This window comes from Bradyrhizobium sp. 62, from assembly GCF_023073035.1.
Lineage (GTDB): Bacteria > Pseudomonadota > Alphaproteobacteria > Rhizobiales > Xanthobacteraceae > Bradyrhizobium.
Map to the genome: position 1 here is coordinate 950191 of NZ_JADPIT010000032.1, position 23519 is coordinate 973709.

Annotated in this window: 25 protein-coding genes; 11 read left to right on the forward strand and 14 right to left on the reverse strand. The window is 63.1% G+C overall.

Going from position 1 to position 23519, the window contains the following annotated elements; translation table 11 throughout:
• Positions 1–70 precede the first annotated feature (70 nt).
• Positions 71–1462 carry an amidase family protein gene (locus IVB47_RS33765; protein WP_247468033.1) on the forward strand — a complete coding sequence of 464 codons (1392 nt, stop codon included), beginning with the start codon at positions 71–73 and terminating at the stop codon, positions 1460–1462.
• On the opposite strand, the gene IVB47_RS33770 is transcribed toward IVB47_RS33765, so the two are convergent.
• Together IVB47_RS33770 and IVB47_RS33775 are read right to left on the reverse strand one after the other, a co-directional pair.
• On the reverse strand, positions 1459–2208 hold the full coding sequence (locus tag IVB47_RS33770; RefSeq protein ID WP_027569364.1) for an aspartate/glutamate racemase family protein: 750 nt from the start codon (positions 2206–2208) through the stop codon (positions 1459–1461). The two genes, IVB47_RS33765 and IVB47_RS33770, sit on opposite strands and share 4 nt — an antisense overlap.
• Before the next feature lie 2 nt (positions 2209–2210).
• Positions 2211–2921: a GntR family transcriptional regulator gene (locus tag IVB47_RS33775; RefSeq protein ID WP_247468036.1), complete on the reverse strand. Its 711-nt coding sequence runs from the start codon at positions 2919–2921 to the stop codon at positions 2211–2213.
• Positions 2922–3125: 204 nt separating this feature from the next.
• On the opposite strand from IVB47_RS33775, the gene IVB47_RS33780 reads away from it, so the two are divergent.
• Both IVB47_RS33780 and hydA read left to right on the forward strand, forming a co-directional pair.
• Positions 3126–3866 carry an aspartate/glutamate racemase family protein gene (locus IVB47_RS33780; RefSeq protein ID WP_247468039.1) on the forward strand — a complete coding sequence of 247 codons (741 nt, stop codon included), beginning with the start codon at positions 3126–3128 and terminating at the stop codon, positions 3864–3866.
• Positions 3866–5287: a dihydropyrimidinase gene (gene hydA / locus IVB47_RS33785; RefSeq protein WP_247468186.1), complete on the forward strand. Its 1422-nt coding sequence runs from the start codon at positions 3866–3868 to the stop codon at positions 5285–5287. The genes IVB47_RS33780 and hydA overlap by 1 nt, the downstream gene beginning before the upstream one ends.
• An 808-nt stretch (positions 5288–6095) precedes the next feature.
• Here the strand turns inward: hydA and mnhG are convergent.
• Genes mnhG through IVB47_RS33815 form a run of 6 tightly spaced genes read right to left on the reverse strand, consistent with a single transcriptional unit; the run spans position 6096 to position 12096 of the window.
• The gene (gene mnhG / locus IVB47_RS33790) at positions 6096–6446 is read right to left on the reverse strand and encodes a monovalent cation/H(+) antiporter subunit G (protein ID WP_247468042.1); all 351 of its coding nucleotides are present in this window, start codon (positions 6444–6446) and stop codon (positions 6096–6098) included.
• Positions 6443–6724, reverse strand: a complete 282-nt coding sequence (locus tag IVB47_RS33795) for a K+/H+ antiporter subunit F (RefSeq protein WP_247468046.1) — start codon at positions 6722–6724, stop codon at positions 6443–6445. Before IVB47_RS33795 ends, mnhG begins: the two co-directional genes overlap by 4 nt.
• Entirely contained in the window at positions 6721–7209 is a 489-nt protein-coding gene (locus IVB47_RS33800; RefSeq protein ID WP_247468050.1) for a Na+/H+ antiporter subunit E, read from the reverse strand. The genes IVB47_RS33795 and IVB47_RS33800 overlap by 4 nt, the downstream gene beginning before the upstream one ends.
• A complete protein-coding gene (locus tag IVB47_RS33805) occupies positions 7206–8837 on the reverse strand; it encodes a monovalent cation/H+ antiporter subunit D (protein ID WP_247468052.1) in 1632 nt (543 codons plus the stop codon). The genes IVB47_RS33800 and IVB47_RS33805 overlap by 4 nt, the downstream gene beginning before the upstream one ends.
• Positions 8834–9175, reverse strand: coding sequence for a Na+/H+ antiporter subunit C (locus tag IVB47_RS33810; protein ID WP_247468055.1), 342 nt, complete (start codon positions 9173–9175; stop codon positions 8834–8836). The genes IVB47_RS33805 and IVB47_RS33810 overlap by 4 nt, the downstream gene beginning before the upstream one ends.
• Entirely contained in the window at positions 9175–12096 is a 2922-nt protein-coding gene (locus IVB47_RS33815; RefSeq protein WP_247468058.1) for a monovalent cation/H+ antiporter subunit A, read from the reverse strand. Before IVB47_RS33815 ends, IVB47_RS33810 begins: the two co-directional genes overlap by 1 nt.
• A gap of 797 nt (positions 12097–12893) precedes the next feature.
• On the opposite strand from IVB47_RS33815, the gene IVB47_RS33820 reads away from it, so the two are divergent.
• The 4 genes from IVB47_RS33820 to IVB47_RS33835 all read left to right on the forward strand — a co-directional run bounded on the left by IVB47_RS33820 (position 12894) and on the right by IVB47_RS33835 (position 14359).
• Entirely contained in the window at positions 12894–13082 is a 189-nt protein-coding gene (locus tag IVB47_RS33820; RefSeq protein ID WP_247468060.1) for a hypothetical protein, read from the forward strand.
• A 53-nt stretch (positions 13083–13135) separates the two neighbouring features.
• Entirely contained in the window at positions 13136–13384 is a 249-nt protein-coding gene (locus IVB47_RS33825; protein WP_247468062.1) for a hypothetical protein, read from the forward strand.
• 9 nt (positions 13385–13393) lie between these two features.
• On the forward strand, positions 13394–13807 hold the full coding sequence (gene rnk / locus IVB47_RS33830) for a nucleoside diphosphate kinase regulator (RefSeq protein ID WP_035962398.1): 414 nt from the start codon (positions 13394–13396) through the stop codon (positions 13805–13807).
• A gap of 288 nt (positions 13808–14095) precedes the next feature.
• Positions 14096–14359, forward strand: coding sequence for a hypothetical protein (locus IVB47_RS33835; RefSeq protein WP_027569393.1), 264 nt, complete (start codon positions 14096–14098; stop codon positions 14357–14359).
• 32 nt (positions 14360–14391) lie between these two features.
• Here the strand turns inward: IVB47_RS33835 and IVB47_RS33840 are convergent, their stop codons facing one another.
• Positions 14392–14979 carry a site-specific integrase gene (locus tag IVB47_RS33840; RefSeq protein WP_247468064.1) on the reverse strand — a complete coding sequence of 196 codons (588 nt, stop codon included), beginning with the start codon at positions 14977–14979 and terminating at the stop codon, positions 14392–14394.
• 263 nt (positions 14980–15242) lie between these two features.
• Between IVB47_RS33840 and dusA the strand changes: the two genes are divergently transcribed.
• On the forward strand, positions 15243–16238 hold the full coding sequence (gene dusA / locus IVB47_RS33845) for a tRNA dihydrouridine(20/20a) synthase DusA (RefSeq protein WP_256467944.1): 996 nt from the start codon (positions 15243–15245) through the stop codon (positions 16236–16238).
• Between the two features lie 32 nt (positions 16239–16270).
• On the opposite strand, the gene IVB47_RS33850 is transcribed toward dusA, so the two are convergent.
• The 5 genes from IVB47_RS33850 to IVB47_RS33870 all read right to left on the reverse strand — a co-directional run bounded on the left by IVB47_RS33850 (position 16271) and on the right by IVB47_RS33870 (position 21001).
• Positions 16271–16825 (reverse strand): TIGR02281 family clan AA aspartic protease, encoded by a 555-nt coding sequence (locus tag IVB47_RS33850; protein WP_247468066.1) that lies wholly within the window; start codon positions 16823–16825, stop codon positions 16271–16273.
• Positions 16826–16853: 28 nt separating this feature from the next.
• Positions 16854–17051 carry a DUF1289 domain-containing protein gene (locus IVB47_RS33855; protein WP_247468067.1) on the reverse strand — a complete coding sequence of 66 codons (198 nt, stop codon included), beginning with the start codon at positions 17049–17051 and terminating at the stop codon, positions 16854–16856.
• Between the two features lie 44 nt (positions 17052–17095).
• Positions 17096–18691 carry a HAMP domain-containing sensor histidine kinase gene (locus IVB47_RS33860; protein WP_027569397.1) on the reverse strand — a complete coding sequence of 532 codons (1596 nt, stop codon included), beginning with the start codon at positions 18689–18691 and terminating at the stop codon, positions 17096–17098.
• Positions 18692–18828: 137 nt separating this feature from the next.
• On the reverse strand, positions 18829–20106 hold the full coding sequence (nhaD, locus tag IVB47_RS33865) for a sodium:proton antiporter NhaD (protein ID WP_247286725.1): 1278 nt from the start codon (positions 20104–20106) through the stop codon (positions 18829–18831).
• A 22-nt stretch (positions 20107–20128) separates the two neighbouring features.
• Entirely contained in the window at positions 20129–21001 is an 873-nt protein-coding gene (locus IVB47_RS33870; protein WP_027569399.1) for an NAD(P)-dependent oxidoreductase, read from the reverse strand.
• 182 nt (positions 21002–21183) lie between these two features.
• On the opposite strand from IVB47_RS33870, the gene IVB47_RS33875 reads away from it, so the two are divergent.
• The 3 genes from IVB47_RS33875 to IVB47_RS33885 all read left to right on the forward strand — a co-directional run.
• Positions 21184–21621 carry a VOC family protein gene (locus IVB47_RS33875; protein ID WP_247468069.1) on the forward strand — a complete coding sequence of 146 codons (438 nt, stop codon included), beginning with the start codon at positions 21184–21186 and terminating at the stop codon, positions 21619–21621.
• Positions 21622–21674: 53 nt separating this feature from the next.
• Positions 21675–22817, forward strand: a complete 1143-nt coding sequence (locus tag IVB47_RS33880) for an Mrp/NBP35 family ATP-binding protein (protein WP_247360352.1) — start codon at positions 21675–21677, stop codon at positions 22815–22817.
• 217 nt (positions 22818–23034) lie between these two features.
• Positions 23035–23519, forward strand: a 485-nt coding sequence (locus tag IVB47_RS33885) for a twin-arginine translocation signal domain-containing protein (RefSeq protein ID WP_247468192.1), incomplete at its 3' end; no start/stop codon positions are given.

The following is a 23519-nucleotide window of genomic DNA, read 5'->3' on the forward strand; positions in this document are numbered from 1 at the left end:
CCCAAAGCAGAAAGCAAGTCTCGTGCCCGCCGCGCTCGCCTTTCGATGCGAGGTTTGGCATGGTGGGGCGATGACATCGGATCGATCGGTTTGCGACCTCACTGCCACAACCATTGCGCGCGCCATTGCGAAGGGCGAGCTGTCGTCGTGCGAGGTTGTCGAGGCGCATCTCGAACGGATCGCGCACCGAGACGTGCAATTGGCGGCATTTGTGACTGTCGATGCGGAGGACGCCCGCCGTGCCGCGCAAATCTGCGATGCCGCGCCCGCGCCGATCGGCCCACTGCACGGCGTGCCCGTAGGGATCAAGGATCTCACGGACACGGCGGGGCTTGCGACCACCTATGGGTCGGTTCTGTTTCGTGATCACGTTCCGGCCGAGGACGATCTCGTGGTCACGCGGCTGCGGCGCGCCGGCGCGATCATTCTGGGAAAGACCAACACGCCGGAATTTGGCTTCGGTGCGGTCTGCACCAACAAATTGTGCGGACCGACCCGCAATCCCTTCGATCCCGCGCTGACCTCGGGTGGATCGTCCGGCGGCTCCGCCGTCGCGGTCGCGGCCGGCATGGTGCCGCTGGCCCATGGCACCGATTTCGGGGGCTCGGTGCGCACACCTGCGAGCTTCTGCGATGTCGCCTCGATCCGGCCGACGCCCGGCCGCATTCCATCGCCGCGCCGCCCGCTCGGCTGGGACATGCTGGCCTCCCACGGTTTTCTGGCCCGCGGCGTCGACGATCTCGAACTGGCGCTGTCGATCTGTGCGGGAGGCGATGTGCACGACCCGCTCTCGATGGGCGTCGTCAATGACGACCGGCCGGTTGCAGCACGTCCCCGCATCGCAGTGACGCCCGATTTCGGTGTCGCGCCCGTGGCGCGCGAAGTCCGTGCGCGGTTCGCCGCGGCCCGCGAGACGCTCGCGGCCGCTGCCGATGTGGTGCCGGCCGCGCCCGATTGCGGCGGTGCGATCGAGACATTCCGGACGCTGCGCGCCGCGCACATCGCCAACAGCTATGGCGAGCTGCTGAAAACGCGCCGCGTCGAGCTCACGCCCACCGTGATCTGGAACATCGAGGCGGGCGCAAAGCTCTCCGCGGAGGATTATCTCAAGGCCGAGCGTCGCCGCACCGCGATCTACCGCAGCTTTCGCGAGCTGTTCACCCGCGCCGATTTCCTGGTGGCGCCGGCGGCGTCCGTCTTGCCCTGGCTGAACGAAATCAGCGATGTCACCGCGATCGATGGCGCGGCGCTGGAGACGCCGATCGACTATCTCGCCATCACCTTCATCGTGTCGCTGGTCGGTTTCCCGGTCCTGACCCTGCCGGCGCCGCGAGGGGAGAACGAGCTGCCGTTCGGCATCCAGATCATTGCCCCACCGGGATGCGAATCCCGCCTGTTTGCCTTCGGCCGTGCCATCGAGAACGAACTCGGTTTTTCCCATCGCCGGCCGAAGCTCCCCTAGCTGTCGCGATGCTCGAGCCGGGCGGCGAGCGCATCGGCAAGGCCAAGGGTGGGTTTGGCGGCGGGGCGGCGGTACGTGCCTGCCGTTGCCTTGCGCAGGCGCAGCGCTACCAGCGCCTCGGCCTGCTTCACCGAGGCTATGACTTGATCGACCACGGGGACGGAGATCCGGTCGGCGACGCGCTCGGCGAGGCCCGAGAGCGGCGCACCCGCAAAAATCAACACGTCCGCGTCGTCTTCCACGATCGCGCGCCGGGCGAGATCGACCAGCACATCCTCTTTCTCGGTGCCGACCTCCGAGATCGCCTGGAATGGCGTATCGAGCATGCGGATGCCGGCACAGCGCTCCCACAGCCCGTGGGCGCGGACGCATTCCTCGTACCAGGGGCCGAGCGCCTGGGCGAAGGTGACGATGGCGAAACGCCGTCCGGCCATGCAGGCGGTCAGCATCGCCGCTTCCGCCATGCCGACCACGGGAATGTCGAAGGTTTCGCGCGCGGCGAACAGGCCGGGGTCGCCGAAGGCGGCGATGATCGCTGCGTCGACCTTGCGGTGCTGCTCTGCCAGCATTTCCAGTGCGATAGCGCCGCCGATCTGTGCCTCGGTGCGCGTCGAGATGTAGGGGACGCCGCGGGTCGCGGTGCAGGGGATCAACTCGGTCCCGGCCGAAGCCGCGCGCTGCCCGACATCCGTCATCAACTGGGTGACAGCGGTGCTGGTGTTCGGGTTGAGCAGCAGCAGCTTCATGATTACGCCGCCGTCTGCTTGGCTTGAGAGGCCGCGATGACTTCGAGCAGCGCCGTGCCGGTGCGGTGGACATGGGCGCCGAGCAGGCGGCCGGCCGCTTCGCTGTCGCGGGACTCGAGGGCTGCCAGGATATCGGCGTGCTCGTCGACCGAATTGCTCCAGCGGCGGTCGGCGCCGAGCGCGAGATAACGCGCGCGTTCGGCGCGGGAGATCAGCGTCTCGTGCGCCTCGCGCAGCGGCGTGTTGCGCGCCATGCGGACGATGGTGTTGTGGATCTCGCCGTTGATGGCGAAGTACTCGTCGAGCTTGCCGTTGCGATGATGACCTTCCATGCGGGTCTGGAGCGTGCGCAGGCGGGCGAGATCGCGCTCCGTGGCGCGCTCCGCGGCGAGCTCCGCGGCCAGCCGCTCGATGCCGGCCAGCGCCTCGAACAATTCCGAGATGCCGTCGACGGCGATGTCGGCGATGCGCGGGCTGCGGTTGGGGCGCAGTTCGATCAATCCCTCGGCCGCCAGCACCTTCATCGCCTCGCGCAAGGGCGTGCGCGATACGCCCAGCTCCTTCGACAACCTGGTCTCCTGGGTCTGCGATCCCGGCGGCAGCTCGCCGCGAATGATCATCGTTCGCATCCGTGCGGCGGCGCGCTCGTGCAGGCCCATCCGCTTGAGTTTGGGCGACTTTCGGCCCGGAATCGGTTCGGATTTCTGCTGCACGCAAGCCTCGCTGCTTGCGCGCAATCCTAGTCAATCGCTGTCAAACTCCGTGCTCAAATAGAAGACGTATGTAGCTCAAAATAAAAGCATTTCGAACAAATTGCATGCAGTATGCAGATTGCGGGTTGCGCGGGTACGCGGGATGCGGATGATCCTGCCGAGGAGCGCAACCGCGCTTCGCCGAAAATGGAGCGGACGCGATCGATGTTAGTTCTGCGCAAGCGCCTCGGCATGATCACGCCGTCCTCCAACTCGGTGCTCGAGCCCGTTACCGCGGCGATGCTCGCCGATGTTGATGGCGTCACCGCCCATTTTTCACGCTTCCGGGTCACCGAGATCGCGCTCGATGCTGCGGCGCTGAGCCAGTTCGACGCCTCGGTGATGCTTCCGGCGGCGGACCTGCTGGCCGATGCCAAGGTCGATGCCATCGCCTGGAACGGAACGTCCGCAAGCTGGCTCGGCATCGGCCGAGACCGGAGCCTTTGCGAGGCAATCACGGCGCGCACCGGCGTGCCCGCGACGACGTCGACGCTTGCCTGCATCGATGCCGCCCGTGCGCTCGGCGCCAAGCGCGTCGGTCTCGTATCGCCCTATACCGATGACGTGCAGCGGCGGATCGGTGACGTCTGGGCCGAGGAGGGGATCGGCCCGCACACGGAGCGGCACCTCGGCCTGCGCGACAATTTCTCGTTCGGCGAGGTCGCGCCTGCGACGATTGCTGGCATGATCCGCGCTGTGGCGGCTGACGGCGCCGATGCTGTCGTCATCCTCTGCACCAACCTCGACGGCGCCGCGCTGGCGGACTCGCTCGAACGGGAATTGAAAGTCGCGGTGCTCGATTCGGTAGCGGTTACGCTATGGCGAACCCTGGAGCTCGCGGGTGGCGACATCGGGGCTCTTGTCGATTGGGGCCGGATCTTCCAGACATCGGCGGTTATCAAGTGATGGAGACTCCCGTGACGCAGTTCGATCTCGCCATTCGCGGCGGCACCATCGTGACGGCTAGCGACGAGTTTCGCGCCGATATCGGCATTCGCGACGGCCGCATCGTCAGTATTGCTGATCATCTCGAGGGTGCTGCCCGCGAGATCGACGCAACAGGTCTGCTGGCGCTGCCCGGCGGGATCGACAGCCACGTCCACATCTCTCAGGCCTCCGGCCCCGACGTGGTGATGGCCGACGACTTCGCCTCAGCGACCCGTTCGGCAGCCGCCGGCGGCAACACCATGGTCCTCCCGTTTGCGCTTCAGGAGAAAGGCACGTCGCTGCGGACCTGCGTCGAGAACTACCGCAAGCTTGCCGAAGGCGAGTGCTATATCGACACGGCGTTCCATCTCATCATCTCCGATCCGACCGCGGTCGTGCTCGGGCAGGAACTACCGGCGCTGGTCAAGGACGGCTACACCTCGTTCAAGGTGTTCATGACCTATGACGACCTCGTGCTCAGCGACAAGCAGCTGCTTGAGGTCTTTGAGGTCGCGCGCCGCGAGGAAGCGCTGGTGATGGTTCATTGCGAAGGTTACGACGCCATCCGCTTCCTGACCAACAGGCTGGAACGCGAGGGCCATATCGCGCCGTATTATCACGGCGTGTCGCGGCCACAGGCGGTCGAGCGCGAAGCCACGCATCGCGCCATCAGTCACGCCGAGGTGATCGGCGTTCCCATCATGATCGTGCACGTCTCCGGGCGCGAGGCGATGGAGCAGGTGCGCTGGGCCCAGCAGCGCGGATTGCCCGTGCATGCCGAGACCTGCCCGCAATACATCACGCTGACGGCCGACGACATGAAGGGCCTCAACATGGACATCACGGGCGCGAAATATGTCTGCTCGCCGCCGCCGCGCGATGCCGAAAGCCAGCAGGCGATCTGGGAGGGCATCACGTCAGGCGTGTTCCAGACCTTCTCGTCCGATCACTGCCCGTTCCGCTACGACGATCCCAAGGGAAAGCTGACGCCGAACGGCCGCACCTCGTTCCGTTGGGTACCGAACGGCATTCCCGGAGTCGAGACGCGGCTGCCGATCCTGTTCTCGGAAGGCGTGTCGAAGGGACGGATCAGCCTGCAAAAATTCGTCGAGCTGACCGCGACCAACCATGCACGCATCTACGGCCTCTATCCGCGCAAGGGCTCGATCGGCGTCGGCTTCGATGCGGATATCGTGTTGTGGGACCCCAAATTGAAGAAACCTATTCGGCAGGCCGATCTGCATCACGGCTCGGACTACACGCCATGGGAAGGGTTCGACGTCACGGGATGGCCGGTAACGACGATCGCCCGTGGCCGGGTGGTGTACGAGCACGGCAGGATCGTCGGCGACAAAGGCGCAGGCGACATTCTCAGCCGCGGCAGGTCGAGCCTGATCTGATCGGGCTCAACACGTTGCTGCTCAACTGTGCCGCTCGTGCGCGGGGGCGATGGCCGTCTCAAGTCCGAAGATCATACCGGTCACATGTTCATATCCAGCCTTCGCATGCGGCAAAACTAACCGCTCAATTCGGACAAGGTTGGCCGGCCGCCCGCCATAAGGCGACGTCCTTGACGTGAGCCTCAAATGCAGTTGCTGTCCTTAGTTGGAGACACCGTCTCTGATTGGATCTGGTTGGGCCTCGGTTGCTGTAGGGACCAGCATGGATTGGAGCGAGAGTTTAGATTTTCCAATTGGTTAGAGAGCGACGTGTGCACGATGCGTGCACTGGGAAAATCCTGGAAAGTCCGAAGTCGCCATTTGAGCGACCTCGATCTGAATCGCGCAAAGGGCTCTCGAAAGGGAGCATGGCGGAATTTGCGCTCGATCTGTTTGGGTTTGGAGCCGAGACTGCGTCGACATCGCTGGTCAAGGGCAATACGGGCCGCGCGCGAGTGATTTCTGTCTGCGCCAGGACGTCGTATCCGCGAGGAAGCTCCGATTTGATCTTTCGATACTGTCCTTCTAGCCTCACGGTGACGTCTCCCTCGCACGGGTGGTGCGAACGCGGCATGGACTGAGTTCGGGGCTGATTGCCTATGATCAGGCGGCCAACATGCAAAGACTTCGGCGAACTCGCCTAGTACTCAGCATCACGCATCATGTACTTAGAAGTGGGCATGCGATGCAGGAATCCAATGCGACATTTGGCCTGGATTGACCGACTCGCCGGTCAAGGAACCTGCCGCAAGAATTCGCGCGTCTCGCGCTAATTGCCCTCTGGTCCGCGAACCTGCGCACTCTTTTCGGCGGTATCGCGAAATCGCGCTGCGCCCACCAATACGGTCAGAGCAATAGGCGTGGTTACCAAGCCAAGCCCGATGATCAGGATTTCGTGCAGCACGGGCCCGCTCTGAAGTACCGAAAAGCAAACGATTGAAGCAGCTGCAATGAATACGGTGCCCAGCGTCGTCCCGAGCGTCGGCGCGTGGACCCGCTCGTAGAATGTGCCGAACCGCAAAAGGCCCAGCGAACCGACCAGTGTGACGGCGGCGCCAACAAGAAGGAGAAGTGCCGTGAGAGCCGCAGCCCAGGGCGGCAGGTGTTCGATGCCGTTCATTCCATCACCTCGCCGCGCAGCAGAAACTTCGCCAGCGCAACCGTACCGACAAAACCGAAGAGGGCCATGGCCAGAGCCGCCTCGAAATAGAGCGTTTCGCCGGATCGCATCCCGAACGTCAGAAGCAACAACATCGCGTTCACGGACAGCGTGTCGAAACCCAGAACGCGATCCTGTGCTCGCGGCCCCCGAAAGATGCGAACCGCGCCACAGCCGATAGCCAGCACCAGAAGTACCTGCGCGGCAACCAGCGCGTAGATCAGCAAGAGCTGGCTCATTCGAATATCTCCAGCAGATGGCGTTCATAGCGCTGCTTGATCGTGCGGATCCACTCGGCTTCATCGACCAGGTCGAGAACATGGATCATCAACAAGCCCTTCTGTGCATCGAAATTCACCCACAGCGTTCCGGGGCTCGAGGTAATGATGCAAGCCAGCAACGCCAGTCCGTAGGGATTGCGCATATCGAGCGGAATGTTCACGAACCCGGATTTTCGCTGTCGGCGCCCAAAACCGAGAATGATCCGGCCAACCGCCAAGTTGGAGCGGATGATATCGATCGCCACCAATCCCAACAGGCGTAGAAGGACGCCGGGTCGCCTGACGCGCGTGCTTGGTAACTCCAGCACGGTGAGAAGCCGCCCGCCGACGAGCGCGATCACACAACCGAGGAGGACGTGTCCGATCGTGACTGCCTGATTGAGCAGTAGCCACAATGCGAGCAGACAGAAGCTCATCCGCGGAAAGGGCAGGAATCGCGTCATTTGCCGCCCGCCTTTCGGCTGCCTTGGGCGCTGATCTCCAGGACGTCGCTGATGTAGCCCGCCGGCGCGTGCAGCGATTGCGCCGTTGCCTGCATGAAGCGCATCACCGGACCGGCGAGCACTGTCTGGGCCGCGCAAATGATCAACAGGAACATGATGGGCGCCATCTCGATCAGGCGCACACGCGGCACGGTGCGATCTGGCGACGCCCACAAGGAGCGTATACCTGCTCGGGTCAGCGCGACCAACGCCGCGAAACTGGACACGAGGAGCGCCAACAAGAGCGCCCACCCACTGCCAGGAACGGCAGCGCCCCGATGCATGCCTGAAGGATGAAGCGCCGCCGTCAGCAGCGCGAATTTGGCTATGAAACCCGACAGCGGCGGCAGCCCGGCGATGACCAGTGCGCACCCGATAAAGGCGACGCCAAGCAATCCCATCGTGGCCACAATGGCCGTGCCGACTTCCTCTTCGGTATGGTCCGCATCGTCGTCTTCTCCGTAAGCTTCTCGCGTGACGGCGATCACGTCAGCTCCGGGTTCGCGGCCGCGCTCGATGAGTTCGGCCAGAAGGAAGAACGCGCTGATGCCGAGGGTCGAGCTGACCAGGTAAAACAGCGCTCCACCGGTGACACTGACTTGCCCGGTCCCCGTGGCCGCCAACACGGTTCCGGAGGATACGAGCACCGAATAGCCGCCGAGACGGGCGGTGTCCTGGGATGCCAATGTGCCGATTGCTCCGAAGGCGATCGTCGCCAACCCACCCCATAACAGCCAGTCACTGCCGAAGCCCGCTGACGCGCCACTGCCCTCACCAAAAAGCAACAGCGATAGACGCAGGATGATATACACGCCGACCTTGGTCATGATCGCAAAGATCGACGCCACCGGTGGACTCGCGGCTGCGTAGGCCGTCGGCAGCCAGAAACACAGGGGCCACATGCCGGCCTTGAGCAGGAAGGCCACCGCCAACATGCCGGCGCCTGCTTCGAGCAAACCGCGGCTCTCCGCGGCGATTGCAGGTATCCGCGCCGAGAGGTCCGCCATATTGAGCGTCCCGGTGACGCCATAGATCAGGCTAACCCCGATCAGGAACAAGAGCGACGCGACCAGATTCACGACGATGTAGTGCAATCCAGCCTTCACCCGTGCGAGACCGGAGCCATGCAGCAGAAGTCCGTACGAAGCGGCCAGCAACAACTCGAAGAAGACAAACAGGTTGAAGAGATCGCCGGTCAGGAAGGCACCATTGAGGCCCATCAACAGAAATTGAAAGAGCGGATGAAAATGCGCGCCTGTCCGGTGCCAACGGGCAAGAGAGAACACGAGCGACGCCAGCGCCAGGATGCTGGTCAGGAGCAGCATGAGCGCGGAGAGCCGATCGAGAACGAGGACAATTCCGAACGGAGCAGGCCAATCGCCCAGGCGATAGACTTCCCTGATTTCGGGGTGACCCGAATTAGACATTCCGAGCAAGATCACCGCGACACAAACGAGTGCAACCGTTGTGGCGACGTTGACCGCAGCCACGATGTTGCGGTGCCGCTCTCCATTTAAGAGCAGCATGCCTGCGCCGGCAAGCAGGGGCAGGACGATGGGCGCAACGACCAGATTTGCAATTCCGCTCACGCCTCGGGCTCCTGACCGTCGACGTGATCGGTGCGAGCCAGGCCGCGCGACGCGAGGAGAACGACAAGGAACAACGCGGTCGTCGCAAAACTGATGACGATTGCAGTCAGTACGAGCGCCTGTGGTAGCGGGTCAGCATATTTCGTTGCATCCCCGATCTCCTTTGCGATCAGCACCGGCGCTCCCGTCCGCACCCGTCCCATGGCCACGATGAAGAGATTGACGGCGTAAGAGAGCAACGAAAGCCCGATGATGACTTGAAACGTGCGCGGCCTGAGGATCAGCCACACTCCGGACGCCGTAAGCGCACCTATGCCGATGGCCAGGCTAAGCTCCATTACACCAACTCCTCTTTCGCTCGCTCATCGGGCGCGCGTTGCCCCGCCTGTAGCGGCACGCCATAGCGACGCAGCGATTGATGCGCGATTGCGATGAGCATCAAGACCGTGGCGCCGACGACGAGCGAGAACACACCGATATCGAAAAGAAGAGCGCTGGCCGTCGGGACGCGACCGAGCAGAGGCAGTTCGGCATATGCAAAGTACGAGGTCAGGAAGGGGTGTCCGAAAACGCAGGCGGCAGCTCCCGCAAATCCTGCCAGCAAGAGGCCGAAGCCCATCCAACGCACCGGCATGACGTGAAGACGAGCTTCCACCCACACCGTGCCGCGAGCCATATACTGCAGGATGAACGCCGTTGCCATTGCGATGCCGGCGACGAAGCCGCCGCCTGGAAGGTCGTGCCCGCGCAAGAGAAGGAAGATGGCCACGACGCCGATCACGGGAAACAGCAAGCCCATCATCAATGCCGCAGTAGCCAGCGTGTCCTTGGCAGTGTCGCCCTTCTGTCGATTGGGATGAGCCTCGTCGTGGGCATCCTGGACATGCTGCTGTTCGGGAACGGGAATGCTTTCGGGGGCCGGGCGGAAACGGCGCAAAAGCGCAAAGACGGTCAGCGCGACGACCGCAAGCACCGTGATCTCGCCGAGCGTATCGAACCCGCGAAAATCCACCAGGATGACGTTGACCACGTTGGTTCCGCCCCCCTTCGTGTATGCGTTTTCCACGAAGTATCGCGAAATGCTGTGATTGTCCGGGAGCTGCATGGCTGCCAGCGCAAGGGTGGCCAAACCGAGCCCGGCGAGGAGCGCGATGGAGACGTCGCGAACGCGGTGCCACCGAATGCTGTCGGGCGCCTCGGCCGGGCGTGGTCGCGCAATGCGTTTCGGCAGCCACCGCAAGCCGAGCAACAGGAGAACCGTCGTAACCGTCTCAACGACGATCTGCGTCAGCGCGACGTCGGGAGCGGACAACCAGACGAAGCTGACGCAGGTGACGAGACCCGCGGTCCCGAGCAGTATCAGCGCCACCACCCGATGAAATTTGGCCTGGACCGCGGTTCCCACCGCGCAACCAACGCCGACCACCCAGAGTAATCCAAAGACGAGGTCGAATTCCCTCTCTGACGGTCCCGTCAGCGAGAGGCCGCGGGCGTAGAGGGGCAGCAGGGCAGCGACGAACGCCACGCCAGCCAACAGTCTCAATTGTGGTTGGAGACGCCTCGTGCCGAGATTTGTGGCGAGCCATCGTGCAAGCCGCCAGGACAATGTCACCAACACCCAGTCAAATACCCGCTTGCCATTGATGCGACCGAGCAAGGGCGGTCCCTCATGCGAGAGCAGGTAGGACCGCAGCATGACGTAGACGCCCAAACCGCCAGCCATCGCTACGATGCTCATCAAAAGTTCAGGCGTAATTCCGTGCCAGAGACGAAGGCTGTACTCCGGCATCGCGGAGCCGAGAACCGCCCGGGCAGCCGTATCGAGGATCGGCGCCACAGTGAGAGCCGGCGCGACGCCGACGATGAGGCATGCCAGCACGAGCAGTTCGGCCGGAAGTCGCATCAACAGTGGCGGCTCATGTGGAACGCGTGGCAAGCCGGTTGGAGCCGGGCCGAAGAACACGTCGCGAATGAAGCGCAGCGAATAGGCAACCGTGAACGTGCTGGCGAGAGTGACGATGTACGGCAGCGCCTGATCGACGAGGGAATTGTCATGGACCTCGATCGTCTCGGCAAAAAACATTTCCTTCGACAGAAAACCGTTCAGCAACGGCACTCCCGCCATTGCCGCGGCAGCCACCATGGCCAGCGTCGCCGTAATCGGCATGAAGGCCCATAGCCCGCTAAGGCGGCGGATGTCGCGCGTGCCGGTTTCGTGATCGATGATGCCGGCCGCCATGAACAGCGATGCCTTAAAGGTCGCGTGGTTCATGATATGGAAAATCGCCGCGATCTGCCCGAATGGGGTGTCAAGTCCGGTCAAAAGCGTGATCAGTCCGAGATGGCTGATCGTCGAGTAGGCCAGTAGCCCTTTCAGATCCTGCTGGAACACGGCGAGAAACGCGCCCAGAAAAAACGTGATCAGGCCGATCGAGCCCACCAGCCACAGCCATTCATTCGTTCCACCCATTGCCGGCCAGAGCCGCACCAGAAGGAACACTCCGGCCTTCACCATTGTTGCCGAATGGAGATAAGCGGAAACGGGAGTTGGAGCGGCCATCGCGTGCGGCAGCCAGAAATGAAACGGGAATTGGGCGCTTTTTGTGAGAGCGCCGAGAAGGATCAGAACGAGTGCGGGGACATAAAGCGCGTGCGAACGGATCGCGTTTCCGGAAGCCAGCACCTGCTCCAGGTCATAGCTGCCGACGATGTGTCCGATCAGCAGCACGCCGGCGAAGAGGCAAAGCCCACCCGTCGACGTGATCACCAGCGCCATCCGCGCGCCGTCTCTCGCCGCCGCGTTGTGGTGCCAGTAACTGATCAGCAGGAATGAAAAGAGACTGGTCAGCTCCCAGAAAAAAACCAGTTGGAGCAGGTTGCCGGAGAGCACGATTCCCAGCATTGCTCCCATGAAGGCGAGCAGCAGGGAGAAGAACCGCGGAACGGGATCACTGGGTGACATGTAGTACCGGGCATACAGCACCACCAGAAAGCCGATGCCGGTGATCAGCATGGCGAAGGCCCATGCGAACCCGTCAAGCCTCAGCACAAACGCGAGTCCAAGTTCAGCGACCCAGTCCGTTCGCCATCCGACAACGCCGCCATTCGTCACGTTCGGATAAGCCGCGCCGATGAGGCAAAAAGCTGTAAGTGCGACCGCTCCAGCGAGCCATGCCTCAGCGTTGCGTGCATTGACCCGCAAGAGTGCCGCAATAAAGCTTCCTGCGAAAGGAAGGACGAGAACGGCAAGCAGGAACATTTGCGTTCATTGCCCCAGGCTGCGAGGTGGAGAGATGCTTTCGCTGATCCTCAATTGCTTAGCCGAGGCGGATCGATATCTCCACTGCTAGATTTAGCGCCGTTGTGATGGTGTGGCCCGGAAACCGCCATTCTGGCGGACACTGGCTCCGCAATCGAGCTGTTCAGATCCAGTGTGGAAGGGTGCCAGTCGCGGCGGCAACGAGGGCCGCGAGAGCGCCGAGCAACGCGTAGAATCCGCAGACCCCGATACCCGCCAGCCACTCATCTCGACCGGCGCGGTGTCCTCAGCTGGGCTGACCTCGGAGCGGTATCGCATGTCATGGCGCCCGTTCAGTGTTCCATCGCCAGGTGCAAGCGATCGATGCCGACTATGATAATGGTTCGGCAGAAGTACGGCTCACATTCATGTCAAACCGCCGCCCAGGCCTACCGGTGCGACAAGAGCGATCGCCTGCAGCAACGACAGCTTGGCCATCCCACGCGGTGCAAACTTCGACACACGTTCTTGCGCAGCTGGGTAGACCCGCGTGATTGTCCGCCCCTCTCACTTCAATGACGCTCCTTTGTCCCCTCTCGATATTTCGTGTGCACAGGTGCTGTGCGGTTTCGTCGCAATGTTTCCAGGGAAATGAACCACTATAGTTAGAGCATCATGGCTTATGTCATCGACATTGATGCGCGCACCGCGCGTTTTGCTCTTCACGCCGGCCGCCTCCAAGCAGGCGGTTAGCCGGACGGTGTTCGCGCCGTCCGGGCTCTTTTCCAGCTTTCGTGACCTCCACTCGAGAGGTCGTCTTGAAGCAGAAGGAGTGCGCCGTGCTGCCTCTTCCAAAAATCGCACTGACCTCATCAGACTATCCGCGGCTCGAACAGCTCGCCCGCCTCGCCGTCCAAAAAGGAGATTTGGACGGAATGTTCCTCATGGGCGAAATCAACCGCGCCGATATCGTCCCGACGAAGCGGACAACGTCCGTCCTTTCGTGACGATCGGATCATGGGTCACCCATTGCACGAATTGGGGCGTTCCGCGTCGCACCGTGCAACTGGTCTGGCCCGAGGAGTGCTGGTCGGATCCCGCCTGCATTTCGGTGTTGACCCCACTGGGTACAGCTTTGATCGGACTGCAGGTCGGCGACCAGATGCCGTACTTCGTCGCCGGATGCCTGAATGTCGTCAGGGTCCAAAGCCTGACCCCATCGGATTCAAAGGTCGTCCCACTCTTCCGGAAAGGGACGAGGCGGTCAGGCAACCCTTTCGACGACGACCCCGGACCAACTGCAGCATAGGAGCGACCAATGCGCAATTTCGAAGCTGAGAGCCGGCGAGAACAGCCGGCGTTGCCACCGATCAAGATCACTGAGGACGAATCACGGCGCCTCAGTTCCTTGGCCAATTCGAGCATGGATCTGTTTCCGCGAGTGGCCCATTTTCTGGCTCGAGAGATGGAACGTGCCACGGTGACGGACGAGAACAACTTGCGAGGCGTGATCAGGATGGGGTCGAAAGTGACTTATCGCGACGACGAGACGGGTGCGAGCCGAGAGGTCGTGCTGGTCTATCCGCATGAGGCAAACATCGAGCTCAATCAGATCTCGGTCCTGACGCCTGTTGGAGCGGCCTTGATCGGCCTATCGCCGGGGCAGCGGATCGACTTCGAGACGCCCCACAGGCGCACCAGGGGCCTGACCGTTCTCGCTGTGTCCGAATAAGCCCTCGCGTTTAGTAAGATCGAACATCGCCGCCTCTGCGATGTGGGCGCGCCGTCCCGAGGCGTCGCGCCCGGATGTGGGCGTGTTTTTTGATTGGATTCGATGGACCGGATTGCCTGCGACGGAGGTTGCTGCCGTGCAGCAAGTCACTCGCCGTAAGCTTCGCGAATCAGCGCCCGGCACGTTCCGGCACCGAACTCAGACGAGCCACTCAGGGTTTGGCGTTGTTCAGGAACGCCTCCTCGCTCTTCGCCGTTGACCCTCGTTAGACACACAGTGGAAACAGCCATGAAGAACATCAGTGCCGGCCAGATCGCGCTGTTGGTTGCTCTGGGAGCCATGTTGATCCTGACCGGCGTTTGGGCTGTCTCGATCTGGGGAGCCAGCAGTGGGGTCGAAATGGGCAAGCATGGCTGGATCGCGCTTGGGCTCGGAGCTTTCTTCTCGCTGGTTATCGGCTGCGGGCTGATGGCCCTGATGTTCTTCAGCAGCCGCAGCGGCCACGACGATGTCGCCGATCCCTTCCGTCGGCGGAGCGGCGAAGACAGATAGTCGGGCCCGCGAGCGAGCAGGGGGTAGTCACCCTAGTTTGCTGCCAGCGTTGCCAGGAACTGCTCCAGCGACGGCTGAGCGGCTGTCTGCATCTTGTGCAGATCCTCGGGCTTGAGGTTTGTATAGTGTTGCAACATTCGCCAATCCTTATGGCCCGTCACCATAGCGACCTGCTGTATTGAGAAACCCGCTTCGAAGAGTCTGCTTGTCCCTTCGTGGCGCACATCGTGAAAGCAGAGATCATCGATATCGATCGCGTTGCAAGACCTGCGGAAGCCGGCCCCGACGGACTTCGAGTGGTAAGGAAATACGCGCCCCAGACCGCGCGTCAGAATGCGTTGCTCCAGCATGATCTGCCACGCAGCATAGTCTGTCGAATTTAGGAGAGGGACGATTTGATGGTTTCCGTCCTTGCACCTCGGATCTTTGCGGTCGCGAATGGTGACAGTTCGCTTCGTCATACCGACATCGGACCATTCGATCCGGCAGATCTCGGCTTGGCGCATGGCCTGCGCAAGATCGTCGAGGTGCAGCGCGATCAAATCGGAAAATATTCGAGGCTGCTCAAAAGGCTGGGAGCGTCGAATTGGGGTGCCGCGGTCGATTGAACGCTCGAACATCCAGTGCCCACTCTTCCGCATCACGCCGCCGGACGAAGGTGTTTGCGACGTACTCGTTCTTCCTCCTGACTTGAACGCGCCAGCTGCCCGACTTGACCTTCGTAAAGGTCGGCATTGCGTGTGCACTCCACCCCGATTTCGTATGCGCTACGTGTGCACCGGGAGATCAAACGCCGTACAAACGTGTGCAATTTGGGCTAACTTGGAGTGCACACGTGTGCACTTGTTCCTGCTCTAGTCCATTGTAAGGATAGGATAACTACTTGGAACATCAAGACTATCGCTTTTCTGTGGCGCCCATGATGGACTGGACCGACCGGCATTGCCGGGTGTTCCACCGTCACCTGACGCGGCGGGCGCTGCTCTATACGGAGATGCTGACCACTGGTGCCATCATTCATGGTGACCGGGAGCGGTTGCTTGGGTTCGACCTGGTGGAGCACCCGGTCGCGCTTCAGCTCGGCGGGTCGGATCCGCGCGAGCTGGTGCTGGCGGCGCGGATCGGCGAGGAGTTCGGTTATGACGAGATCAACCTCAACGTCGGCTGCCCCTCCGACCGCGTGAAGGACGGCCGTTTCGGCGCTTGCCTCATGGCGGAGCCTGATCTCGTGGCGAGGTGCGTCGAGGCGATGAAGGGTGCGGCTACCGTGCCCGTCACCGTGAAGTGCCGCATCGGCATCGACGACCAGGATCCGGAGGTCGCGCTCGACAACCTTGCGCGCGCGGTCGTCGCCTCCGGCTGCGATGCGCTGATCGTGCATGCCCGGAAAGCATGGCTCAGTGGTTTGTCACCGAAGGAAAATCGCGACATCCCGCCGCTCGACTATGATCGCGTCTATCGCCTCAAGCGAGCAATGGCCGATATGCCTGTCATCATCAACGGCGGCATCCCCGGCATCGACGAGGCAAGAGCACATCTCGATCACGTTGACGGCGCGATGCTTGGACGAGCCGCCTATCAGGAGCCGTGGCGGCTGCTCTCGGTCGATACCGACATTTTCGGCGAGGCGGCGCCGCATGCCTCGATGCAGGATGCGCTCGAAGCGATGATGCCCTACATCGAACGACAGCTCGCGCGCGGCACGCGGCTGCACTCCATGACGAGGCATTTCGTCGGCGCATTCCATGCCGTGCCCGGCGCGCGCGCCTTCCGCCGCCATCTTGCCGAGCAGGGGGTGAAGCCGGGCGCCGGCCTCGAGGTGCTGCGCGATGCGATTGCGCGTGTCGGTGCCCGCGCGCCGGCGGAGGCGGCAGCCTAGCCGAGGCACATGGCGAGCCGGATTGCAAAAGTCTAGTCGACTGCCAGGCGCGAGCGGCGTTGACTGGTCTGGAGCTCCGGATAACCGGTGAGCATCAGCTTGTCGGCGCGCACGCCCCAGCTCTCCAGGCGGTCCAGGAAGCTCATGCCGAGCAGGTTGGTCTTCATCTGACCGCGCTGCACGACGAGGGCCGGCACCGATTTCTCGACGAGGTGACCGACGGAGAGGCGGTCGATCGTGAGGCGGGCTGCCTTGGTGTGACCGCCCGCGGTTTCGAGATCGACGTCGTATTCGAGCATCTCGAGCGGCAGCCCGATCGCTTTCGCGGTTTCCCAAGTCAGCACCACCGAAGTCGCGCCCGTGTCGATGACCATCGGTGCGGCCACGCCGTTGATCTTCGCGCGCAGCGCGAATTCGCCGCCCTGGCCGCGCGGAATCTGCACGGCGGGGGCGGGCACTGCGGTCTGCGTGCGAAAGATATGCGAGACCTTGCTGCTCGCGCGCGCGATCTGGTCGGAATCGCCATAGGCGACGACGGCACCGGCCGTGCAGGCGAGCATGACGAGAACGAGCAGAAAGCGGGTCATTGCGCATCTCCAGATGCGCGCCGACCGGTCAGGTGCGTTCCGGCGCGATGCGCGCAAGTCCAGCCTGATTCATTCGCACCGGCAACAGCGCCATGACCGCGAGCCGTTCCGCGCTCTCCATGGCGTGCCAGCGCGCGATCTCCGGCAACGTGCGTCCGCAGCCGAAGCACAGCCTGGTCTTGGGATCGATCATGCAGACGGCCACGCAGGGCGTTTCTTTGCTCATTCGGACATAGTGAGGGATGGTCTGGCATGTCTGCAAGCATCTCGTTACGAGCCCGTACCTGCGCTCATGATCGGCTTGCGACGGGGCCGGCGCTTCTCGTCCGCTACCGCGGAACTCTCGGGCTGGAGCGGCGGAGAATCATCCGACATCGGCGCCAGCGCGCTCATCACGCGCTCGGGCGGGAAGGTGACGATCACTTCGGTGCCGATGCGCAGCTTCGATTTCAGCGTGAACGTACCGCCATGCAGGTCGACCAGATTCTTGGCGATCGGCAGGCCGAGACCGGCGCCCTGTTCGGCCGACTTGATCGAGTTGGAGCCTTGGCCGAACGAGGCCAGCACGACCGGGATCTCGTCCTCGGGGATTCCGGAGCCGGTATCCTTCACCGAGAGATATTGTCCGCCTGAGGCCGTCCAGCCGGCCTTGAGCCAGATCTCGCCGCCCTGCGGAGTGAACTTGATCGAGTTGGAGAGCAGATTGAGCACGACCTGGCGGATCGCGCGCTCGTCGGCCCAGAGCCGCGGCATTGCCTGCTCGAACACCTCGTGGATGGTGATACCGCGGCTCGAGGCGCGCAGCTTCATCAGATGATGGCAGTCGGCGACGATGCCGACCAGCGAGACCGCTTCCTCATTGAGCTCGTAGCGGCCGGCCTCGATCCGCGACAGATCGAGGATCTCGTTGATGAGGTTGAGCAGGTGGACGCCGGAATTGTGGATGTCCGCCGAGTACTCCTTGTAGACCGGCACGGCATGCGCGCCGAAAATCTCGCTCTTCATCACCTCGGAAAAGCCGAGGATCGCATTGAGCGGCGTCCGCAGTTCGTGGCTCATCTGCGCCAGAAAGCGCGACTTGGCGACATTGGCGGATTCGGCGCGGTGGCGCGCTTCGTCCGAGATCGCCTTGGCCTGTTCGAGCTCGCCGATCAGCGCGTCCTTCTCGGCGCGCGCCTCGAGCGTGGCGAAGGTCGAAGAGTGCAGGCGGTGGGCCAGCAGCACGAAATAGCCTTCGGCGGCGAGGGCGAGCGCGGCCAGGATGTAATTGTCCAGCGAGCCCGTCATCACGAAGCTCAGCGCCATCGCGACCGCGACCGGTGCAGTGGCGGCGAGGGCGGCGATCGGCAAATTGGCGGCGAGCATGCTCGATACTGCGATCACCAGCAGCATCAGGAACATCATCAGCGATTCCGTGATCATGTCGAGCACGGGATGGATCAGGATCGCCATCCAGCAAAGGCCATAGAGCAGGTCGAGCACGACGAAACGCGTCTGCCATGCGCGCGTTGCTGCGGGCGAGGCGGGCTCGGCCAGGAAGCGGTGGCAGCTGCGGATCATCGCGGCATGGATGCACAGCATACCGGCGGTCCAGGCCGCCGCCGGGATCGGCTGCATCCACAGCCCAAATAACACGCCCGTCGCGACCACAAGCAGCATCACGACATAGGAGGCCGACAGCCGGGTCTGGGCGTAATGGCGCAGCATCTCGGCGTCGAAAGCCGGCCGGGTTCCACTGGTCGACGTTAACTTGTCGCGCGCCTCGCGCACCCGCTGTGCCGCAGCCCGGCGATGGCTCGCCGACGGCACGCTCACCGGCTCGGCCGGAAGCTGCACAACCTCGGGCTTTTCAGCGGGTTTACTCATCGCACAACAACAATTCCTGCCCGCGCGGGACGGGCCTTCTGCATTGTCTATCTCTGGCAAGAAATCCTTAAGAGGTGACTTAAGGAGCTAAAGAATTACGTTAACCCGGCGTTAATTTTGGATCCGACGTGAGCCGCTCAATGCAGCGCCGCGTGCTGCGCGATGTACACCACGGCTCCCGCCAGATAGCCGGCGAGCGCCGGGAGGGCGATGCGACGGGCGTACCAGAGGAACTCGATGCGCTCGAGCCCCATGGCGGCGACGCCCGCGGCCGAGCCGATGATCAGGATCGAACCGCCGGTGCCGGCGCAATAGGCGATGAACTCCCAGAGGAAGCTGTCGGGTGGATAATGCGCCAGGTCGTACATGCCCATGGTCGCGGCGACCAGCGGCACGTTGTCGATGACGGCGCTAAGCAGCCCGAGCACGATCACGATGATGTCCTGTCGGCCGATCGCGGTGTCCAGCCATTTGGCCAGCATGGAGAGCAAGCCGGCATGTTCGAGGCAGGCGACCGCGAGCAAGATTCCGAGGAAGAACACGATCGAGCCCATGTCGATCCGCGTCAGCGCATTCGCCAGCGTGAGCGGACCACGGACATGCTCATCCTTGTCGCGATGAACGATCTCGCCCACCAGCCACACGACGCCAAGCCCGAGCAGGACACCCATGAAGGGCGGCAGGTGCGTGACCGTCTTGAAGGCGGGCACCGCGATCAGTACGCCGAGTCCGAGATAGAACATCACGTTCCGCTCGAACGGATCGACGCTCTGCAATCCGTCCTCTTTCGGCGGCGGTGCGATGGTCTTGCCCTTGAGCGAAAAGCTGATGAATGCGAGCGGCACCAGCAGGTTCAGCAGGGAGGGCAGGAACACCGCGCCCATGATTTTCAGGGGCGAAATCTGTCCGCCGATCCACAGCATGGTCGTGGTGACGTCGCCGATCACGGTCCATGCACCACCGGCATTTGCGGCGATGACGATGAGAGAGGCGAACAGCAGCCGGTCGTCGCGCTTGGCGATCAGCCGCTGGATCAGCGAGATCATGACGATGGTGGTGGTCAGATTGTCGAGAATCGCGCTGAGGAAGAAGGTCACGAAACCGATCAGCCATATCAGACGGACCTGGCTGGTCGTGCTGATGCGGGAGGTGATGACTTCGAAACCATCATGGGCGTCGATGACCTCGACGATCGTCATCGCGCCAATCAGGAAGAACACGATCTGCGCGGTGGAGGCGACGGACTCATCTAGCTGACGGCCGACCACCGTGTGGTCACCGGTCGCGAGCGCATAGATTGTCCAGAGCACGCCGGCGCCGAGTAGCGCAGACGCGCTCTTGTTCACCCCGATCGGATGCTCAAGCGCGATCGCCGCATAGGCGAGGACGAAGATTGCGGCGAGTGCGATCAGCAAGGCAGAATCACTTCGTCAGAGGTCAGCGATTAAGGCGCGCGAGCAGGCTCGACGTATCCCAGCGCTTGCCGCCCATCTTCTCGACCTCCGCGTAGAACTGGTCGACCAGCGCGGTCACCGGCAAATTGGCGCCATTGCGGCGGGCTTCGGCCAGCGAGATCGAGAGATCCTTGCGCATCCATTCGACCGCGAAGCCGAAATCGTATTTGTCCTCGTTCATGGTCTTGTAGCGGTTTTCCATCTGCCAGGACTGCGCGGCGCCCTTTGAGATGGTTTCGATCACGGCGGCGACATCGAGGCCACTCTTCTTGGCGAAGTGAACACCCTCGGAGAGGCCCTGGACGAGGCCGGCGATGCAGATCTGGTTGACCATTTTGGTCAGCTGGCCGGAGCCGGCCGGCCCCAGCAATTTGCACATCCGCGCATAGGCGCCTGTGATGATCGGCTCGGCACCCGCATAGGCGTCCTGTGCGCCGCCGCACATCACCGTCAGCACGCCGTTCTCTGCGCCGGCCTGCCCGCCGGACACGGGTGCGTCGATGAATTTGAAGCCGGCCTTGGTGGCGGCAGCATCGAGCTCACGCGCGACCTCGGCGGACGCGGTGGTGTGGTCGACGAAGGTCGCACCCTTCTTCATGCCGGCAAACGCGCCGTCGGCACCGATCGTGACCGCGCGCAGATCGTTGTCGTTGCCGACGCAGCACATCACGAAGTCCTGGCCCTCGGCTGCAGCCTTCGGGGTCGCCGCGGTCTTGCCGCCGAACTTGTCCGCCCACTCCTTCGCTTTGGCCGCGGTGCGGTTATAGACGGTGACCTCATGGCCCCCTTTTTTCACGAGGTGTCCGGCCATGGGGAAGCCCATCACGCCGAGACCGAGGAAAGCGACTTTAGCCATCTGTGGTACCTTGTCCGTAGTTTGGGTTTTACGGTTCTTGCCGGGCGAGGGCCGCCCGGTTCCGCCATTGCGGCAGATCGGCCGCACCATAAACCCTTGAGGCCGGAGGGCAACGGGTTCGTTTGGCCCCCGCTTGTGCTAGGATGGCGGACCTAAGGACTTCAAAAAAAGGGAGCGAAGGCATGGGCGGCGTAAGCGTGGGCGTGCTCGATCATTTCAACATCCGGACCCGGAATCTGGCCGAGACCGTCCGCTTCTACGAGGACGTGCTGGGCCTGGAAAAGGGCGCCCGGCCGAATTTCGCCTTCCCCGGCGCCTGGATGTACAGCGAGGGTAAGCCGGTGGTGCACCTCGTCGATATTTCTCCGACTGCCGAGCCACAAAAGCCGGATTCCGGCGTTGTCCACCACGTCGCCTTCGCCAGCCGCGGGTTTGACGGCATGAGACAACGGCTGGCCTCGAAGGGGATGAAGTTCGACTCCCGCCAGGTGCCCGGCGGCGAACTCTGGCAGATCTTCGTCCATGACCCCAACGGGGTCATGATCGAGCTGAATTACGAGGCTGCCCTGGAGCAGGGCGCGGCGCCCGCCGAGATGGCCGACGACATCGGCAGGCAGTAGCCTTTTGGGCGTTTCCGCTCTAATGGGGCATCTTGAATTCTAGGAGATGCGCTTTGAGCGTGACGCAGCAACAGGTTCTCGACAGCCTCGCCAGGATCAAGTCGCCCCGCGGGGTCGCGCTCACCAATGCCAATGTGCTGAGCGCGATCAGCGCGGCCGATGGCAAGGTGTTCTTCTCGATCAATGTCGATGCCGCCGAGGCGCGCGCCTGGGAATCCGTCCGGGCCGAGGCCGAGGCCGCGGTGCGCGCCATTCCCGGCGTCACCACCGTCATGGTGGCGCTCACGGCCGAGCGGAAGGCGGGCGCGGCACCACCGCCGCCGCCAACGCCCAGTCGCGGCACGCCGGGCGTGCAGCCGGTCCACGCCCACAAGCCGCCGCCGCAGGGCGGCGCCCAATCGCCGATGGCGCGGCAGTCCGAGATTCCGGGCGTCGCGGCCGTGATCGCGGTCGCCTCGGGCAAGGGCGGCGTCGGCAAGTCCACCACCGCGCTCAATCTTGCGCTGGGCCTGCGCGATCTCGGCCTCAAGGTCGGGCTGCTCGATGCCGACATTTACGGCCCCTCGGTGCCGCGCCTGACGGGCCTGCATGAGAAGCCGGAGCTGGATGGCGAGCGCAAGATGATTCCGCTCAGGCGCTTTGGCCTGGCCATCATGTCGATCGGCTTCCTGGTTGAGGAAGAGACCGCGATGATCTGGCGCGGGCCGATGGTGATGTCGGCGGTGACGCAGATGCTGCGCGACGTCGCATGGGGCCAGCTCGACGTCCTCGTCGTTGACATGCCGCCGGGGACTGGCGATGCCCAGCTCACGCTGGCGCAGAACGTCCCCTTGAAGGGCGCCGTGATCGTCTCGACCCCGCAGGACCTGTCCCTGATCGACGCAAGACGGGGGCTTGCGATGTTCAAGAAGGTCAACGTGCCCGTGCTCGGCATCGTCGAGAACATGAGCTATTTCCAGTGCCCGCAATGCGGCACGAAATCCGACATTTTCGGCCATGGCGGCGCGCGCCACGAGGCCGAGAAGCTCGGGGTACCGTTCCTGGGCGAGGTCCCCCTGCACATGGCGATTCGCGCCACCTCGGACGCCGGCACGCCCGTGGTCGACAGCGAGCCGGACGGGCCCCATGCGGCGATCTACCGCGCCATCGCGGGACAGGTGCGGGACCAGCTCAAGGGCGTCATCGCCGCGGCCTGAGCGGATCCAAGCAATCCCTTCAAACCAATACCCCGGGGACATGCGACTTTCGTAGAGCCCTGTCATGCCAATGTCGCGTTTCGAAAGCGAGGCTTCCGTGTTAAAGGCCCACGGCAGTCAAGCCCCTTCGGTTCGACGCGGCCAAAGAACGCGTCGCCGGAATGAGCGGCAGCAAAGAGGAAGTTAGGGGAAACGCCCCAACAAGGAGAGACTGAAGATGAAGCGTCGTGATTTCCTGAAAGTGTCGGCAGCCGGTGCGGCGGCGACCGCAGCGGTGGCCTCGCCGGCGATCGCGCAGTCCTCGCCCGAGATCAAGTGGCGCCTGACGTCGAGCTTCCCGAAGTCGCTCGACACCATCTACGGCGGTGCCGAGCAGATGGCGAAGTATGTCGCCGAGATGACCGACAACAAGTTTCAGATCCAGGTCTTCCAGGCGGGTGAAATCGTCCCCGGCCTGCAGGCGCTGGATGCGACCCAGAAAGGCACCGTCGAGATGTGCCACACGGTGTCGTATTACTACGTCGGCAAAGACCCGACCTTCGCGATCTTCGCGTCGGTGCCTTTCGGCCTGAACGCACGCCAGCAGAATTCCTGGCTCTACCAGGGCGGCGGCAACGAGCTCGCCAACGAGTTCTTCAAGAAGTCGAACGTGATGGGCTTCCCCTGCGGCAACACCGGCACCCAGATGGGCGGCTGGTTCCG

Bases quoted from the DNA above. Each gene is read 5' to 3' on its own strand.
- IVB47_RS33765 (WP_247468033.1), top strand. From the start codon at position 71: ATGACATCGGATCGATCGGTTTGCGACCTCACTGCCACAACCATTGCG.
- IVB47_RS33770 (WP_027569364.1), bottom strand. From the start codon at position 2,208: ATGAAGCTGCTGCTGCTCAACCCGAACACCAGCACCGCTGTCACCCAG.
- IVB47_RS33780 (WP_247468039.1), top strand. From the start codon at position 3,126: ATGTTAGTTCTGCGCAAGCGCCTCGGCATGATCACGCCGTCCTCCAAC.
- hydA (WP_247468186.1), top strand. From the start codon at position 3,866: ATGGAGACTCCCGTGACGCAGTTCGATCTCGCCATTCGCGGCGGCACC.
- mnhG (WP_247468042.1), bottom strand. From the start codon at position 6,446: ATGAACGGCATCGAACACCTGCCGCCCTGGGCTGCGGCTCTCACGGCA.
- IVB47_RS33795 (WP_247468046.1), bottom strand. From the start codon at position 6,724: ATGAGCCAGCTCTTGCTGATCTACGCGCTGGTTGCCGCGCAGGTACTT.
- IVB47_RS33800 (WP_247468050.1), bottom strand. From the start codon at position 7,209: ATGACGCGATTCCTGCCCTTTCCGCGGATGAGCTTCTGTCTGCTCGCA.
- IVB47_RS33810 (WP_247468055.1), bottom strand. From the start codon at position 9,175: ATGGAGCTTAGCCTGGCCATCGGCATAGGTGCGCTTACGGCGTCCGGA.
- IVB47_RS33815 (WP_247468058.1), bottom strand. From the start codon at position 12,096: ATGTTCCTGCTTGCCGTTCTCGTCCTTCCTTTCGCAGGAAGCTTTATT.
- rnk (WP_035962398.1), top strand. From the start codon at position 13,394: ATGCGCAATTTCGAAGCTGAGAGCCGGCGAGAACAGCCGGCGTTGCCA.
- IVB47_RS33835 (WP_027569393.1), top strand. From the start codon at position 14,096: ATGAAGAACATCAGTGCCGGCCAGATCGCGCTGTTGGTTGCTCTGGGA.
- IVB47_RS33840 (WP_247468064.1), bottom strand. From the start codon at position 14,979: ATGTTCGAGCGTTCAATCGACCGCGGCACCCCAATTCGACGCTCCCAG.
- IVB47_RS33850 (WP_247468066.1), bottom strand. From the start codon at position 16,825: ATGACCCGCTTTCTGCTCGTTCTCGTCATGCTCGCCTGCACGGCCGGT.
- IVB47_RS33855 (WP_247468067.1), bottom strand. From the start codon at position 17,051: ATGAGCAAAGAAACGCCCTGCGTGGCCGTCTGCATGATCGATCCCAAG.
- IVB47_RS33860 (WP_027569397.1), bottom strand. From the start codon at position 18,691: ATGAGTAAACCCGCTGAAAAGCCCGAGGTTGTGCAGCTTCCGGCCGAG.
- IVB47_RS33870 (WP_027569399.1), bottom strand. From the start codon at position 21,001: ATGGCTAAAGTCGCTTTCCTCGGTCTCGGCGTGATGGGCTTCCCCATG.
- IVB47_RS33875 (WP_247468069.1), top strand. From the start codon at position 21,184: ATGGGCGGCGTAAGCGTGGGCGTGCTCGATCATTTCAACATCCGGACC.